This window comes from Rhodococcus sp. DMU1, assembly GCF_012272955.1.
Taxonomy (GTDB): domain Bacteria; phylum Actinomycetota; class Actinomycetes; order Mycobacteriales; family Mycobacteriaceae; genus Rhodococcus; species Rhodococcus aetherivorans.
On record NZ_CP050952.1, the window covers coordinates 4041321 to 4056029 of the forward strand.

The window sequence follows — 14709 nt, forward strand, 5'->3', positions numbered from 1 at the left end:
CGGACCGTGAGCTGCTACAGCTGCTCGGTCTCGGCGTAGTCCTCGTTCCCCTCGGCGTCGCCGAAGGAACCGGCGTCCGTGTCGCTCCAGGTACCGGTCGCGGCGTCGTAGCCGGCGACGGTGCTCGGGTCGAAGGACGCGGGGCTGTCCTTGAGGGAGAGGCCGAGCGAGTGCAGCTTGACCTTCACCTCGTCGATGGACTTCTGACCGAAGTTGCGGATGTCGAGCAGATCGGACTCCGTGCGTGCCACGAGCTCACCGACGGTGTGCACACCCTCGCGCTTGAGGCAGTTGTAGGACCGGACCGTCAGGTCGAGGTCCTCGATGGGGAGTCCGAAGGAGGCGATGTGGTCGGCCTCGGCGGGCGAGGGACCGATCTCGATGCCTTCTGCTTCGACGTTCAGCTCACGGGCCAGACCGAAGAGCTCCACCAGGGTCTTGCCCGCCGAGGCGAGCGCGTCCCGCGCGGTGATCGAGTTCTTGGTCTCCACGTCGAGAATCAACCGATCGAAGTCGGTGCGCTGCTCGACGCGGGTCGCCTCCACCTTGTAGGTCACCTTGAGCACCGGCGAATAGATCGAGTCGACCGGGATGCGGCCGATCTCGGCGCCGGATGCCTTGTTCTGAACAGCGGGGACGTAGCCGCGGCCGCGCTCGACGACGAGCTCGATCTCCAGCTTGCCCTTGTCGTTCAGGGTGGCGATGTGCAGGTCCGGGTTGTGGACGGTGACACCGGCCGGGGGCACGATGTCGCCCGCGGTCACGGTGCCGGGGCCCTGCTTGCGGACGTACATGGTGACCGGCTCGTCCTCTTCCGAGCTGACCACGAGGCCCTTGAGGTTCAGGATGATGTCGGTGACATCCTCCTTGACCCCGGGGACCGTGGTGAACTCGTGGAGCACGCCGTCGATGCGAATGCTGGTGACGGCCGCGCCCGGAATCGAGGACAGCAGGGTGCGACGAAGCGAGTTGCCGAGGGTGTACCCGAAACCGGGCTCGAGGGGTTCGATGACGAACTTCGAGCGGTCGTCGGCGATGACCTCTTCGCTGAGGGTGGGTCGCTGCGAGATGAGCATGGAGTGCCTCCTTGTGGGCGTCCGCCATATGACGCCCTGGTCGGGGTGTGGTGTCCCCCCGGACCTCGGGAGGACCGGAAGGACACCACGGCGCGAAGCGCCTTACTTCGAGTAGTACTCGACGATCAGCTGTTCCTGCAGCGGGATGTCGATCTGCGCGCGCTCGGGGAGCTGGTGGACCAGCACCCGCAGACGCGGGCCGACGACCTGCAGCCAACCCGGGATCGGGCGGTCACCCTGGGTCTCACGGGCCACCTGGAAGGGCAGCGTGCCCAGCGACTTCTCGCGGACGTCGATGATGTCGTACTGCGAGACGCGGTAGCTCGGGATGTCGACCTTCTTGCCGTTCACCAGGAAGTGGCCGTGGCTCACCAGCTGGCGGGCCTGACGGCGGGTCCGGGCGAGACCGGCACGGTAGACGACGTTGTCCAGACGCGACTCGAGGATGACCAGCAGGACCTCACCGGTCTTGCCGGGCCGGCCGGCGGCCTCCTCGTAGTAACGACGGAACTGCTTCTCCATCACGCCGTAGGAGAAGCGGGCCTTCTGCTTCTCCTGCAGCTGGAGCAGGTATTCGCTCTCCTTGATCCGCGCGCGGCCGTGCTGGCCGGGCGGGTAGGGGCGACGCTCGAACGCCTGGTCGCCTCCGACGAGGTCGACGCGCAGACGACGCGACTTACGGGTAACGGGACCGGTATAGCGAGCCATGATTCAAACCTTCCTTTCCCGTTAGACGCGACGCCGCTTGGGCGGACGGCAGCCGTTGTGCGGCTGGGGGGTGACGTCGGAGATGGTGCCGACCTCGAGGCCCGCGGCCTGGAGGGAGCGGATCGCCGTCTCGCGGCCCGAGCCCGGGCCCTTCACGAAGACGTCGACCTTCTTGACACCGTGCTCCTGCGCCTTGCGGGCAGCGTTCTCGGCGGCGAGCTGCGCGGCGAACGGGGTCGACTTGCGCGAACCCTTGAAGCCGACGTGGCCGGAGGACGCCCAGGAGATGACGTTGCCGTTCGGGTCCGTGATGGACACGATCGTGTTGTTGAAGGTGCTCTTGATGTGAGCGGCACCGTGCGGGACGTTCTTCTTGTCCCTGCGGCGCGCCTTCTGGGTCTTCTTCGGACCGGTGCTGCGTGACTTGGGAGGCATTACTTCTTCTTTCCTGCGACGGTGCGCTTCGGACCCTTGCGGGTGCGGGCGTTGGTCTTGGTGCGCTGTCCACGCACGGGCAGACCACGACGGTGTCGCAGGCCCTGGTAGCAGCCGATCTCGATCTTGCGACGGATGTCCGCCTGGACCTCGCGGCGGAGGTCACCCTCGACCTTGTAGGTCTCCTCGATGAACTCGCGCAGCTTGGCGAGATCCTCGTCGGAGAGGTCCTTGCTGCGCAGATCCGGGCTCACGCCGGTGGCCTCGAGGATCTCCTTCGAGCGGGTACGGCCGATGCCGTAGATGTAGGTCAGTGCGATCTCCATCCGCTTTTCGCGGGGAAGATCGACACCTGCGAGACGTGCCATGTGGCATTCCTATTCGGTGTGCGGAGGTCTGCTCCCAGCCCGTCCCCTGCGTCGTGAAACTGTGTGGTCCCGCGGCCCGGCCGAAGCCGGAACGCCGGTAGTCCGAAACACAGTGGGGCCCCGGCCTCCGAACCGGGGGTGTATCGCGCGGCTCCCCGACGAATCGGGAATCGTGACCGAACGACTGGTGCTGGAAGGTCTTCTCTAGCTTGTTGCCAAGCCGATCTTTCGAAGAGCGGGTGGTCTAGCCCTGGCGCTGCTTGTGGCGCAGGTTCTCGCAGATCACCATGACCCGGCCGTTACGGCGGATCACCTTGCACTTCTCGCAGATCTTCTTGACGCTCGGCTGAACCTTCACGGTGCGTCTGATCTCCTGTGTGTACGCCTGCGGCAGAGCACGAGGCATGCCGCAGACATGGTTCTCCCCGACCGTGCGGCCGGGGAAGCTCTTACTTGTAGCGGTAGACGATGCGCCCACGCGACAGGTCGTAGGGCGAGAGCTCCACGACAACCCGGTCCTCGGGCAGGATGCGAATGTAGTGCTGACGCATCTTGCCGCTGATGTGAGCCAGGACCTTGTGACCGTTCTCGAGCTCAATGCGAAACATCGCATTGGGCAGCGGCTCGATCACGCGACCCTCGACCTCGATGGCTCCGTCTTTCTTGGCCATATCCTCCGCGATCCGTGTTGTTCGGCGTGTGGTTGCATCGGTTTCCGTTACCGTGACGCTCGACGTGACCGGCCTGCGGACAACCGCGGGCCGGCGCGCAGGGCGCACCATCGATCTATGTTACGGGAACTTTCCCACCGGGGCCAAATGCCGAGATGCGAGGAGGACAGCCGTGCGGGCGTTGGTTCAGCGGGTGACGGGTGCCGCGGTCGCGGTCGACGGGCGCGAGGTCGCCCGCATCTCGCCCCGGGCCGGCGGTCACGGGCTGCTCGTGCTCGTCGGCGTGACCCACGACGACGACGCGGCGAAGGCCGCCACGCTCGCCCGGAAGGTGTGGACGTTGCGGATCCTCGAGGACGAGAAGTCCGCGTCCGATCTGGCCGCACCGATCCTCGTCGTCAGCCAGTTCACGCTCATGGCCGACACCCGCAGGAGCCGCCGTCCGTCGTGGTCGGCGGCCGCGCCACGCGCGGTGGCCGAGCCCCTGGTGGACGAGTTCACGACGGCGCTGCGCGGCCTGGGCGCCGACGTGCAGACCGGCGTCTTCGGGGAGCACATGGAGGTGAGCCTGGTGAACGACGGCCCGGTCACCCTCCTGCTCGAGGCGTGAACCGGCGGCGCCCGCGGCCCGAGCGAATGTATCGTTCAGCTCCTTCACGGCAGCGAGCGATACATTCGCTCGCCGCCACCGCCGCTACTCCGGGCGCGGGGTCAGGATGCGCGGACCGTCCTCGGTCACCGCGACGGTGTGCTCCCAGTGCGCGGCGCGGCTGCCGTCGGTCGTGACGACGGTCCACTTGTCGCCGAGCACCTCGGTCTCGTAGGTGCCGAGGGTCAGCATCGGCTCGATGGCGAGCACCGATCCCACCACGAGACGGGGGCCCTTGCCGGGCGCGCCCTCGTTCGGCAGGAACGGGTCCATGTGCATCTCGCGGCCGATGGCGTGGCCGCCGTAGCCGTCGACGATGCCGTAGCTCCGGCCGTGCGCCGACTCCGCGGCGCGGGTACCCAGCTCGATGGCGTGCGAGACGTCGGTGAGCCGGTTGTCCGGCAGCATCGCCGCTATCCCCGCCTCCATCGACAGCCGCGTCGCATCGCTGAGGTCGGCGTCGGCGGCGGAGAGCTCACCGACTCCGAAGGTCCACGCCGAGTCGCCGTGCCAGCCGTCGAGAATCGCGCCGCAGTCGATCGACACGAGATCGCCCTCGGCGAGGATCTCCGTCGCCGAGGGGATGCCGTGCACCACGCGGTCGTTCACCGACGAACAGATCGAGCCGGTGAACCCGTGGTAGCCCAGGAAGGAGGGGACGGCCCCCGCATCGCGGATGACCGCCTCCGCCACCTGGTCCAGTTCCAGGGTGCTCACGCCCGGCTTCGCCGCCTTCCGTACCGCCACGAGAGCGGCGCCGACGACGGCACCCGCCGCCGCCATCGCATCGAGTTCGCCGGCGGTGCGGAACGGAACCACCTTGCGCTTGCGCCCGAAACCCATCTTCTTGCTCCTGCGTCCTTACTTGCCGAGGGCCGCGAGGGCGCGCGCGTTGATCTCGTCGACCTCGCCGACGGCGTCGACCGTGACGAGCGAATCGGCGTAGTAGTCGAGCAGCGGCGCGGTCTCCTCGCGGTAGACCCGGAGCCGGTTGCGGATGACGTCCTCGGTGTCGTCGGCGCGGCCGCGGGCGAGCATCCGCTCCACCACCACGTCCTCGTCGATGTCGAAGGACAGGACCCCGTCGAGTTGGGTGTCGAGATCCTTCAGGATGGCCTCGAGTTCGCGGGCCTGCTCCACGCTGCGGGGGAAGCCGTCGAGCAGGAAGCCGTTGGCGGCGTCGGGCTCGGCGAGGCGGGCGCGCACCATGTTGTTGGTGATCTCGGCGGGCACGAGCTCCCCGGCGTCGATGTACTTCTTGGCTTCGAGGCCGAGCGGGGTGCCCTGCCCGATGTTGGCCCGGAAAAGATCCCCGGTGGAGATTGCGGGGACGCCGAGCTTCTCCGACAGGATGGCGGCCTGCGTGCCCTTGCCGGCACCGGGCGGACCGAGGAGTACAAGTCTCACTTGAGGAACCCTTCGTAGTTGCGCTGCATGAGTTGACTTTCGATCTGCTTGACAGTGTCCAGCGCGACACTGACGAGAATGAGCACCGCGGCGCCGCCGAAGATGCTGGTGGCGGTCTGGCTGCCCGAGAGGAAGAAGTTGGGCAGCGTCGCGATGAGACCCAGGTACAGCGAACCTGGAACCGTGATGCGGTTGAGGACGTAGCTGAGGTACTCGGCAGTGGGGCGTCCCGGCCGGATGCCGGGGATGAATCCGCCGTACTTCTTCATCTCGTCGGCCCGTTCCTCCGGGTTGAAGGTGATGGCGACGTAGAAGAAGACGAAGAAGACGATCAGCGAGAAGTAGATCGCGATGTAAACGGGGTTGTTCGGATTCACCAGGTATTCGTTGATGATCCGCTGCCACCAGCTCGGGTCGGTGGCCGAGGTGGCTCCGGTCAGCTGGGCGATGAGGTTCGGCAGGTACAGCAACGACGACGCGAAGATCACCGGGATGATGCCGGCCTGGTTGACCTTCAGGGGCAGGTAGGTCGAGGAACCGCCGTACATGCGCCGGCCCACCATGCGCTTGGCGTACTGCACCGGGATCCGCCGCTGGCCCTGCTCGACGAACACCACGCCGGTGATGACCACCAGCGCGACGACGAGGACGATGGCGAAGACCAGGCCACCGCGGGACTCGAGGATGGTGCGGCCCTCGGACGGCAGCCGCGAGGCGATGCCGGCGAAGATCAGGATCGACATGCCGTTGCCGACGCCGCGCTCGGTGATGAGCTCACCGAACCACATGACGAGTGCCGCACCGGCCGTCATGACCAGCACGATCACGACCATGCCGAAGATGCTGTCGTCGGCCAGGATCGGTTCGGTACAGCCCTGCAGCAGCTGACCACGGGCCGCGAGGGCGACGATGCCGGTGGACTGCAGCACGGCGAGCGCCACCGCGAGGTACCGCGTGTACTGCGTCATCTTGGCCTGGCCGGCCTGGCCCTCCTTGCGGAGTTCCTCGAATCGTGGAATGACCACCGTCAGCAGCTGGACGATGATGCTCGCGGTGATGAACGGCATGATGCCGATCGCGAACACCGACAGCTGTAGCAGCGCGCCACCGGAGAACAGATTGATCAGCGAGTAGATCCCGGCGGAGTCGCCGCCGCTGAGCTGATCGATGCAGGCGCGCACATTGCCGTAGTCGACGCCCGGAGACGGCAACGTCGCGCCGAGGCGGTACAGGGCCACCAACCCGAGCGCGACGAGGATCTTCCGCCTCAGGTCCGGGGTCCTGAGGGCCGAGACGAAGGCGGAAAGCAAAGATCCTCCTGGCAGGGCGAAACGGGAGACTGTGGATCGACGCGCGGGGTCCGACGGTCGACAACTCTTGAACTCTAGCAGCGCGCCCCGGACCGGTGCCGTGGCGCCGGGTCGGGGCGGCTCGCACGCGCGGCGGATGTGCTCCGCCGCGCGGCATGCGGTGGGGTGCGAACGCCGAACGGCCGCACTGCGGGACGTGCTGCAGTGCGGCCGTTCTCGAGCTGTGCGTCACGCACGAGCGAACCGGTCAGGCCAGTTCGGTCGCGGTGCCGCCGGCAGCGGCGATCTTCTCCTTGGCGGAACCGGAGAACTTGTTCGCGGTCACCTGCACGGCAACCGTGAGCTCGCCCTCGCCGAGGACCTTCACGAGCTGGTTCTTGCGAACCGCGCCCTTGGCGACGAGCTCGTCGACGCCGACCTGGCCACCCTCGGGGAACAGGCGGGCGATGTCGCCGACATTGACGACCTGGTATTCGGTGCGGAAGGCGTTCTTGAAGCCCTTGAGCTTCGGCAGCCGCATGTGCAGCGGCATCTGGCCACCCTCGAAGGCCGCCGAGACGTTCTTGCGCGCCTTGGTGCCCTTCGTACCGCGACCGGCGGTCTTGCCCTTCGAACCCTCACCGCGGCCGACGCGGGTCTTGTCCGTCTTCGCGCCCGGGGCCGGGCGCAGGTGGTGCAGCTTGATGGTCACTTGGAGGCCTCCTCAGCAGTGACTTCCTCGACAACGACGAGGTGACGCACCACGTTGATCAAGCCGCGGTTCTGCGCGTTGTCCTCGCGGACCACGGACTGGCGGATCTTCCGCAGACCGAGGGTGCGCAGGCTGTCGCGCTGGTTCGACTTGGCGCCGATGGTGCTCTTGACCTGCGTGATCTTCAGCTCTGCCATTACTTCACGCTCCCAGCAGCCTGTGCCCGGGCGCGCAGCATGCCCGCAGGTGCGACGTCCTCGAGGGGCAGACCGCGGCGAGCCGCGACTTCCTCGGGGCGCTGCAGCTGCTTGAGGGCGGCCACGGTGGCGTGCACGACGTTGATGGCGTTGTCGCTACCGAGCGACTTCGACAGGATGTCGTGGATGCCCGCGCATTCGAGCACGGCACGCACCGCGCCACCGGCGATCACACCGGTACCCGGCGAGGCCGGACGCAGCATGACGACACCCGCCGCGGCCTCACCCTGCACCGGGTGGGTGACGGTGGAGCCGATGAGCGGGACGCGGAAGAAGCCCTTGCGCGCTTCCTCGACACCCTTCTGGATGGCCGCGGGAACTTCCTTGGCCTTGCCGTAGCCGACGCCGACCAGGCCGTTGCCGTCGCCCACGATCACCAGCGCGGTGAAGCTGAAGCGACGGCCGCCCTTGACGACCTTCGACACACGGTTGATCGAGACGACACGCTCGATGTAGTTCGACTTCTCGGCGGCACCGCCGCCACGCGAGTCACGATCGCGGCGGTCGCGACCACCACGCTGGTCCCCGGTGTTGGGGCCATTCTGTCCGGCGGGGCCGTTGCCGCCGTCACGCCGCTGACGTCCCGGCATCAGGCGTTCCTTCCGTTCGAAGAGATGGTCATCAGAACTTCAACCCGCTTTCGCGAGCCGCGTCTGCGAGGGCCGCGATCCGGCCGCTGTAGGTGTGGCCGCCGCGGTCGAAGACCACGGCCTCCACGCCGGCAGCCTTGGCACGCTCGGCGAGCAGCTGACCGACCTTGGCGCCGCGCGCCTTCTTGTCGCCCTCGACCGCACGCACGTCCGGCTCGACGGTCGAGGCCGCCGCCAGGGTGGTGCCCGTCAGGTCGTCCACCAGCTGGGCGTGGATGTGGCGCGAGGACCGGTTCACGACGAGACGGGGACGCTCGGCGGTGCCGGCGACCTTCTTGCGCAGACGGAAGTGCCGACGCTGCTTCGACAGCCGACGCCGGGTGGACGCGTCCTTGCCGAGCGGAATCCGCTTGGCCTTCTGGTTCTCGGTCTGGCTCATGATCACTTACCCGTCTTTCCGACCTTGCGGCGCACCTGCTCGCCCTCGTAGCGGATGCCCTTGCCCTTGTACGGGTCGGACTTGCGCAGCCGGCGGATGTTGGCCGCGATCTGGCCGACCTTCTGCTTGTCGATGCCCGAGATCGAGAACTTCGTCGGCGACTCGACCGCGAACGTGATGCCCTCGGGGGCCTCGATCGGGACCGGGTGGCTGTAGCCGAGCGAGAACTCGAGGTCCTTGCCCTTGAGCGCGACGCGGTAACCGACGCCGTGGATCTCCATCTTCGTGGTGTACCCCTGGGTGACACCGTCGATGAGGTTCTGCACGAGGGTGCGCGACAAGCCGTGCAGCGCACGGCTGCGGCGCTCGTCGTTCGGACGGCTCACGTTGAGCGCGCCGTCCTCACCCTTGGCGATGGTGATCGGCTCGGCGATGGTCAGCGAGAGGTTGCCCTTGGGGCCCTTCACTGCGACGTCCTGGCCGTCGATGGTCACCTCGACACCCGAGGGGACGGTGACCGGAAGCTTTCCAATACGCGACATTGTGGTGGCCTCCCTTACCAGACGTAGGCGAGGACTTCCCCGCCCACTCCCTGCTTGGCCGCCTGGCGATCGGTGAGCAGGCCGGAGGACGTGGAGATGATCGCCACGCCGAGGCCGCCCAGGACCTTGGGCAGGTTGGTGGATTTCGCGTACACGCGCAGGCCGGGCTTCGACACGCGGCGCACACCGGCGAGGCTGCGCTCACGGGAAGGGCCGTACTTGAGGTCGACGACGAGGGTCTTGCCCACCTCGGCATCCTCGGTGCGGAAGTCGGCGATGTAGCCCTCACGCTTGAGGATCTCGGCGATGTTCGCCTTGATCTTCGAGTGGGGAAGCTTCACCTCGTCGTGGTACGCCGTGTTGGCGTTGCGCAGACGCGTCAAGAAGTCTGCGATGGGGTCGGTCATGGTCATGGCTGACCTGTTCACCTTTCTCGTTGCGGTTCCCATGCAACACCGGCAGTGGTGACGAATCACCGGTGCGCCGGCCGTGGGCCTACGACGAACTTGGTTTCATGCGGACCGGACGCGGATGCGACCGGCCCCTGACAGTAGTGACGGTGGGTGACCCTGCGGTCACCCACCGTTCACGTCACCAGGAGCTCTTGTGAACTCCGGGAAGCTCACCGCGGTGTGCCATCTCACGGAGGCAGACGCGGCAGAGACCGAACTTGCGGAACACCGCGTGGGGGCGCCCGCAACGCTGGCAGCGGGTGTAGGCGCGCACCGCGAACTTCGGCTTCTTGTTGGCCTTGTTGACCAGTGCCTTCTTAGCCATGGGCTCAGTTCTCCTTGAACGGGAAGCCGAGGTGCTTCAGCAGGGCACGGCCTTCTTCGTTGTTGGTGGCGGTCGTGACGACGGTGATGTCCATGCCGCGCGGGCGATCGATCTTGTCCACGTCGATCTCGTGGAACATCGACTGCTCGTTCAGGCCGAACGTGTAGTTGCCGTTGCCGTCGAACTGGTTGCCGTTGAGGCCACGGAAGTCCCGGATACGGGGCAGCGCGATGGAGACCAGGCGGTCCAGGAACTCCCACATGCGGTCGCCGCGCAGCGTGACGCGCGCACCGATCGGCATGCCCTCACGGAGCTTGAACTGCGCGATCGACTTGCGGGCCTTGCGGATCTCCGGCTTCTGGCCGGTGATCAGGGCCAGGTCGGCGACGGCGCCGTTGATCAGCTTCGCGTCGCGGGCGGCGTCACCGACACCCATGTTGACGACGACCTTCACGACGCCGGGGATCTGCATGACGTTCGCGTAGTCGAACTCCGCGTTCAGCGCGTCGCGGATCTCCTCGCGGTACCGGGTCTTCAGACGCGGTGCGGTCTTGTTCTCGGTGGTGGTCATGTCAGATGTCCTTCCCGTTCTTCCGGGAAATCCGAACGCGCTTGCCGGTTTCCTCGTCGGTCCGGTAGCCCACCCGGGTGGGGTTGCCGTCCGAGTCGATGACAGCGACGTTGGAAACGTGGATCGGGGCCTCCTGCGTCACGATGCCCCCGGAGGAGGCGCCGCGCTCGTTGGCCGAGACCGCCGTGTGCTTCTTGATCCGGTTCACGCCCTCGACGAGGACCCGGTTCTCCTTCGGGTAGGCCGCGATGACCTTGCCCTTGGCACCCTTGTCCTTGCCCGAGATGACGAGCACGGTGTCGCCCTTGTGCACCTTCATCACAGCACCTCCGGAGCGAGCGAGACGATCTTCATGAACCGCTTGTCGCGCAGCTCACGGCCGACGGGGCCGAAGATGCGGGTGCCGCGCGGGTCGTTGTCACCCTTGATGATGACGGCGGCGTTCTCGTCGAACTTGATGTACGAGCCGTCCGGCCGGCGGCGCTCCTTGGAGGTGCGCACGACGACAGCCTTGACGACGTCACCACGCTTGACGTTGCCACCGGGGATCGCGTCCTTCACGGTGGCGACGATGATGTCACCGATACCGGCGTAGCGACGGGACGAGCCACCGAGAACGCGGATGCAGAGAATCTCCTTGGCACCCGTGTTGTCGGCGACGCGCAGTCGCGACTCCTGCTGGATCACTTACTTCTCCTTGACCTGGCTGAATTCGACAGATCCGGGTGCGTGCACCCTTTTCTGTCTGCACGGCGGATTTCCGACCCGACGTGCACGGTCCGTACCCACGAAGGTGGGGCTGTCCCGGCGCTGCCTGAAGCAGGCCGCTCGAGACAACCCCACCATCGTACTGGGTCCCTTCGTCACCCCCGCGGCGGGGGGTGGAGGAGGCCTTACTTGGCCTTCTCGAGCACCTCGACCAGACGCCACCGCTTGGTCGCGGACAGCGGACGGGTCTCCATCAGCTGCACGCGGTCGCCGATGCCGGCCACGCCGTTCTCGTCGTGCGCCTTCACCTTGGTGGTACGGCGGATGATCTTGCCGTACAGCGGGTGCTTCACCCGGTCCTCGAGCTCGACCACGATCGTCTTCTCCATCTTGTCGGAGACGACGTAGCCGATGCGGACCTTGCGGCTGGCGCGCTCTTCCTTCTGGGTCACTGCCTTTTCCTCACTCATGCCGCGTCACCCGCATCCGGGCCGGAGGCCAGGCCGAGCTCGCGCTCACGCAGCACCGTGTAGATGCGAGCGATCTCGTTGCGCACGACGCGCAGCCGGCGGTTGTTGTCCAGCTGGCCGGTGGCCATCTGGAAACGAAGGTTGAACAGCTCTTCCTTCGCTTCGCGGAGCTTGGTGACCAGCTCTTCCTCGGTCAGCTCGCGGAGCTCTGTGGCGGGGGTTCCGGTAGCCATCAGAACTGCTCCTCCCTCGTCACGATCCTGCACTTGCACGGGAGCTTGTGCATCGCGCGCCGAAGGGCCTCGCGGGCAATCTCCTCGTTCGGGTAGCTCATCTCGAACATCACCCGTCCGGGCTTGACGTTCGCGACCCACCACTCGGGCGAGCCCTTACCGGAACCCATGCGGGTCTCGGCCGGCTTCTTGGTGAGGGGGCGATCCGGGAAGATGTTGATCCAGATCTTGCCGCCACGCTTGATGTGCCGGGTCATGGCGATACGAGCGGACTCGATCTGCCGGTTGGTGATGTAGGCCGGCTCGAGAGCCTGGATGCCGTAGTCACCGAAGGTCACCTGGGTCCCACCCTTGGCGGCACCCGAGCGGCTCGGGTGGTGCTGCTTGCGGTGCTTGACCCGCCGTGGGATCAACATGCGTCAGCCCTCCTGATTCTCGGTCGGAGCGGGTGCATCGGCGGAGGCGGCGCGGCCGGCGTCGGTGCTCGTCGCGGTGGTGCCCGAGGCACCGGAGCGACGGGGACGGCTCGGACGCTCGCGACGGGGGCGGTCGGCCGGGGCGGCGGCCGCAGCGGCCAGCTCACGACGGCCACCGACGATGTCGCCCTTGTAGATCCAGACCTTCACGCCGATGCGGCCGAAGGTGGTCTTCGCCTCGTACAGGCCGTAGTCGATGTCCGCGCGCAGCGTGTGCAGCGGGACCCGGCCCTCGCGGTAGAACTCCGAGCGGGACATCTCGGCGCCGCCGAGGCGGCCCGAGCACTGCACCCGGATGCCCTTGACGTTGGGCTGGCGCATGGCCGACTGGATGGCCTTGCGCATGGCGCGACGGAACGCGACGCGGTTCGAGAGCTGCTCGGCGACGCCCTGCGCCACCAGCTGAGCCTCGGACTCGGCGTTCTTGACCTCGAGGATGTTCAGCTGAACCTGCTTGCCGGTCAGCTTCTCGAGCTCGGCGCGGATGCGATCGGCCTCGGCGCCGCGACGGCCGATGACGATGCCCGGACGCGCGGTGTGGATGTCCACACGCACACGGTCGCGGGTGCGCTCGATCTCGACCTTGGCGATGCCGGCACGCTCGAGGCCGGTGGCCAGGAACTTGCGGATCGCGACGTCTTCCTTCACGTACTCCGCGTACTGCTTGTCGGCGTACCAGCGCGACTTCCAGTCGGTGGTGATGCCCAGACGGAAGCCGTGCGGGTTGATCTTCTGGCCCACTACTGAGCTCCCTTCCGGCGGTTACGGTTTCCAGCAGACGCAGGCGCCTTGCTCTCGACGATCACGGTGATGTGGCTCGTCCGCTTGCGGATGCGGAATGCACGGCCCTGGGCGCGCGGCTGGAACCGCTTGAGGGTCGCGCCCTCGTCGACGTACGCCGTCGCGACGACAAGCGTGCTCGGGTCGAGGTCGAGGTTGTTCTGCGCGTTCGCGGCGGCGCTCGCGATCACCTTGGCGACCGGCTCGGCCGCGGCCTGCGGTGCGAACTTCAGGATCGACAGAGCCTCGTCCACGGACTTGCCCCGGACGATGTCGACGACGCGGCGCGCCTTCATCGGGGTCACGCGCACGTGGCGCGCAACAGCCCGAGCGCTGTTTGCGGGTGTTTCGGTGCTCAGCTGTGCCGAGCTCTTCGCGTTGCTCATCGGCGCTTGCTCTTCCGGTCGTCCTTGATGTGGCCCTTGAACGTACGGGTCGGCGCGAACTCGCCGAGCTTGTGGCCGACCATCGACTCCGAGACGAACACCGGCACGTGCTTGCGACCGTCGTGGACGGCGAACGTGTGACCGATGAAGTCGGGCAGAATGGTGGAACGGCGCGACCAGGTCTTGATGACCTGCTTGGTGCCCTTTTCGTTCTGCGTATCGACCTTCGCCAGGAGGTGGTCGTCGACGAACGGGCCCTTCTTGAGGCTGCGTGGCATTCTCTAACTCCCTCCTTGACTAGCGCTTCTTGCCGGTACGGCGACGACGGACGATGAGCTTGTCGGACGCCTTGTTCTTGCGGGTGCGGCCCTCGGGCTTGCCCCACGGGCTGACCGGGTGGCGACCACCCGAGGTCTTGCCCTCACCACCGCCGTGCGGGTGGTCGACCGGGTTCATGACCACACCACGGACGGTCGGGCGCTTGCCCTTCCAGCGCATGCGGCCGGCCTTGCCCCAGTTGATGTTCGACTGCTCGGCGTTGCCGACCTCGCCGACGGTGGCGCGGCAGCGCACGTCGACGCGACGGATCTCACCGGAGGGCATACGCAGGGTGGCGTAGGTGCCTTCCTTACCGAGCAGCTGGATGCTGGCGCCGGCGGAGCGGGCCATCTTGGCGCCGCCGCCCGGACGCAGTTCCACCGCGTGGATGGTGGTACCGGTCGGGATGTTGCGCAGCGGCAGGTTGTTGCCGGGCTTGATGTCGGCCTGCGGGCCGGACTCGACCGGGGCGCCCTGCACCAGGCCCTTGGGGGCGATGATGTAGCGCTTCTCGCCGTCCACGTAGTGCAGCAGCGCGATGCGGGCGGTGCGGTTGGGGTCGTACTCGATGTGAGCGACCTTGGCCGGGATGCCGTCCTTGTCGTTGCGGCGGAAGTCGATCAGGCGGTAGGCACGCTTGTGTCCGCCACCCTTGTGACGGGTGGTGATGCGGCCGTGCGCGTTCCGACCACCGCGGCCGTGCAGCGGGCGAACCAGCGACTTCTCGGGCGTCGAGCGGGTGATCTCGGCGAAGTCCGAGACACTCGCGCCGCGCCGACCCGGGGTTGTCGGCTTGTACTTACGAATTGCCATGAGTCTTCTCGTCCTCTATCTCTCGAGACCCGGC

General features: G+C 67.0%; 27 protein-coding genes. 1 reads left to right on the plus strand and 26 read right to left on the minus strand.

The features are described from left to right. Positions 1–14: 14 nt before the first annotated feature. The 6 genes from HFP48_RS18650 to infA form a co-directional block, all read right to left on the minus strand. The gene (locus HFP48_RS18650) at positions 15–1076 is read right to left on the minus strand and encodes a DNA-directed RNA polymerase subunit alpha (RefSeq protein WP_006947180.1); all 1062 of its coding nucleotides are present in this window, start codon (positions 1074–1076) and stop codon (positions 15–17) included. A 102-nt stretch (positions 1077–1178) separates the two neighbouring features. Then, the gene (gene rpsD, locus HFP48_RS18655; protein WP_006947173.1) at positions 1179–1784 is read right to left on the minus strand and encodes a 30S ribosomal protein S4; all 606 of its coding nucleotides are present in this window, start codon (positions 1782–1784) and stop codon (positions 1179–1181) included. 21 nt (positions 1785–1805) lie between these two features. After that, entirely contained in the window at positions 1806–2219 is a 414-nt protein-coding gene (gene rpsK / locus HFP48_RS18660; RefSeq protein ID WP_003938066.1) for a 30S ribosomal protein S11, read from the minus strand. Continuing rightward, positions 2219–2587 carry a 30S ribosomal protein S13 gene (rpsM, locus tag HFP48_RS18665; RefSeq protein WP_003938067.1) on the minus strand — a complete coding sequence of 123 codons (369 nt, stop codon included), beginning with the start codon at positions 2585–2587 and terminating at the stop codon, positions 2219–2221. Before rpsM ends, rpsK begins: the two co-directional genes overlap by 1 nt. A gap of 244 nt (positions 2588–2831) precedes the next feature. Further along, complete coding sequence (gene rpmJ / locus HFP48_RS18670; RefSeq protein ID WP_003938068.1) at positions 2832–2945, minus strand: 50S ribosomal protein L36; 114 nt, start codon at positions 2943–2945, stop codon at positions 2832–2834. Between the two features lie 91 nt (positions 2946–3036). Then, a complete protein-coding gene (infA, locus tag HFP48_RS18675; protein ID WP_003886926.1) occupies positions 3037–3258 on the minus strand; it encodes a translation initiation factor IF-1 in 222 nt (73 codons plus the stop codon). Positions 3259–3430: 172 nt separating this feature from the next. Here infA and dtd point away from each other — a divergent pair, with 172 nt between their 5' ends. Continuing rightward, positions 3431–3868, plus strand: coding sequence for a D-aminoacyl-tRNA deacylase (gene dtd / locus HFP48_RS18680; protein WP_006947171.1), 438 nt, complete (start codon positions 3431–3433; stop codon positions 3866–3868). 84 nt (positions 3869–3952) lie between these two features. On the opposite strand, the gene map is transcribed toward dtd, so the two are convergent. The 20 genes from map to rplB form a co-directional block, all read right to left on the minus strand. Then, positions 3953–4750 carry a type I methionyl aminopeptidase gene (gene map / locus HFP48_RS18685; protein ID WP_006947169.1) on the minus strand — a complete coding sequence of 266 codons (798 nt, stop codon included), beginning with the start codon at positions 4748–4750 and terminating at the stop codon, positions 3953–3955. Positions 4751–4768: 18 nt separating this feature from the next. Beyond that, positions 4769–5314, minus strand: coding sequence for an adenylate kinase (locus HFP48_RS18690; RefSeq protein WP_006947168.1), 546 nt, complete (start codon positions 5312–5314; stop codon positions 4769–4771). Then, entirely contained in the window at positions 5311–6624 is a 1314-nt protein-coding gene (gene secY / locus HFP48_RS18695; protein WP_165037754.1) for a preprotein translocase subunit SecY, read from the minus strand. The genes HFP48_RS18690 and secY overlap by 4 nt, the downstream gene beginning before the upstream one ends. A 247-nt stretch (positions 6625–6871) precedes the next feature. Continuing rightward, positions 6872–7315 (minus strand): 50S ribosomal protein L15, encoded by a 444-nt coding sequence (gene rplO / locus HFP48_RS18700; protein WP_006947166.1) that lies wholly within the window; start codon positions 7313–7315, stop codon positions 6872–6874. After that, positions 7312–7512, minus strand: a complete 201-nt coding sequence (rpmD, locus tag HFP48_RS18705) for a 50S ribosomal protein L30 (protein WP_006947165.1) — start codon at positions 7510–7512, stop codon at positions 7312–7314. The genes rplO and rpmD overlap by 4 nt, the downstream gene beginning before the upstream one ends. Continuing rightward, complete coding sequence (rpsE, locus tag HFP48_RS18710) at positions 7512–8162, minus strand: 30S ribosomal protein S5 (protein WP_006947163.1); 651 nt, start codon at positions 8160–8162, stop codon at positions 7512–7514. The genes rpmD and rpsE overlap by 1 nt, the downstream gene beginning before the upstream one ends. Before the next feature lie 31 nt (positions 8163–8193). Then, the gene (gene rplR, locus HFP48_RS18715) at positions 8194–8601 is read right to left on the minus strand and encodes a 50S ribosomal protein L18 (RefSeq protein WP_029544906.1); all 408 of its coding nucleotides are present in this window, start codon (positions 8599–8601) and stop codon (positions 8194–8196) included. A 2-nt stretch (positions 8602–8603) separates the two neighbouring features. Continuing rightward, on the minus strand, positions 8604–9143 hold the full coding sequence (gene rplF, locus HFP48_RS18720; RefSeq protein ID WP_006947161.1) for a 50S ribosomal protein L6: 540 nt from the start codon (positions 9141–9143) through the stop codon (positions 8604–8606). A gap of 14 nt (positions 9144–9157) precedes the next feature. After that, positions 9158–9556, minus strand: coding sequence for a 30S ribosomal protein S8 (rpsH, locus tag HFP48_RS18725; RefSeq protein ID WP_017681442.1), 399 nt, complete (start codon positions 9554–9556; stop codon positions 9158–9160). Positions 9557–9734: 178 nt separating this feature from the next. Further along, positions 9735–9920: a type Z 30S ribosomal protein S14 gene (locus HFP48_RS18730; RefSeq protein WP_006947159.1), complete on the minus strand. Its 186-nt coding sequence runs from the start codon at positions 9918–9920 to the stop codon at positions 9735–9737. Positions 9921–9924: 4 nt separating this feature from the next. Beyond that, the gene (gene rplE / locus HFP48_RS18735) at positions 9925–10491 is read right to left on the minus strand and encodes a 50S ribosomal protein L5 (protein ID WP_006947158.1); all 567 of its coding nucleotides are present in this window, start codon (positions 10489–10491) and stop codon (positions 9925–9927) included. A gap of 1 nt (position 10492) precedes the next feature. Next, complete coding sequence (gene rplX, locus HFP48_RS18740; RefSeq protein WP_006947157.1) at positions 10493–10810, minus strand: 50S ribosomal protein L24; 318 nt, start codon at positions 10808–10810, stop codon at positions 10493–10495. Beyond that, on the minus strand, positions 10810–11178 hold the full coding sequence (gene rplN / locus HFP48_RS18745) for a 50S ribosomal protein L14 (RefSeq protein WP_006947156.1): 369 nt from the start codon (positions 11176–11178) through the stop codon (positions 10810–10812). The genes rplX and rplN overlap by 1 nt, the downstream gene beginning before the upstream one ends. Before the next feature lie 206 nt (positions 11179–11384). Continuing rightward, positions 11385–11669 (minus strand): 30S ribosomal protein S17, encoded by a 285-nt coding sequence (gene rpsQ, locus HFP48_RS18750; RefSeq protein ID WP_026137932.1) that lies wholly within the window; start codon positions 11667–11669, stop codon positions 11385–11387. Then, positions 11666–11902 carry a 50S ribosomal protein L29 gene (rpmC, locus tag HFP48_RS18755; RefSeq protein WP_003938084.1) on the minus strand — a complete coding sequence of 79 codons (237 nt, stop codon included), beginning with the start codon at positions 11900–11902 and terminating at the stop codon, positions 11666–11668. Before rpmC ends, rpsQ begins: the two co-directional genes overlap by 4 nt. Beyond that, positions 11902–12318, minus strand: coding sequence for a 50S ribosomal protein L16 (gene rplP, locus HFP48_RS18760; protein WP_006947154.1), 417 nt, complete (start codon positions 12316–12318; stop codon positions 11902–11904). The genes rpmC and rplP overlap by 1 nt, the downstream gene beginning before the upstream one ends. Positions 12319–12321: 3 nt before the next feature. Beyond that, complete coding sequence (gene rpsC / locus HFP48_RS18765) at positions 12322–13119, minus strand: 30S ribosomal protein S3 (RefSeq protein ID WP_003938086.1); 798 nt, start codon at positions 13117–13119, stop codon at positions 12322–12324. Next, positions 13119–13544, minus strand: coding sequence for a 50S ribosomal protein L22 (gene rplV, locus HFP48_RS18770; RefSeq protein ID WP_037201025.1), 426 nt, complete (start codon positions 13542–13544; stop codon positions 13119–13121). Before rplV ends, rpsC begins: the two co-directional genes overlap by 1 nt. Then, on the minus strand, positions 13541–13822 hold the full coding sequence (gene rpsS, locus HFP48_RS18775) for a 30S ribosomal protein S19 (protein ID WP_003938088.1): 282 nt from the start codon (positions 13820–13822) through the stop codon (positions 13541–13543). The genes rplV and rpsS overlap by 4 nt, the downstream gene beginning before the upstream one ends. A gap of 19 nt (positions 13823–13841) precedes the next feature. Further along, entirely contained in the window at positions 13842–14675 is an 834-nt protein-coding gene (gene rplB / locus HFP48_RS18780) for a 50S ribosomal protein L2 (RefSeq protein ID WP_003938089.1), read from the minus strand. Between the last annotated feature and the right edge of the window lie 34 nt (positions 14676–14709).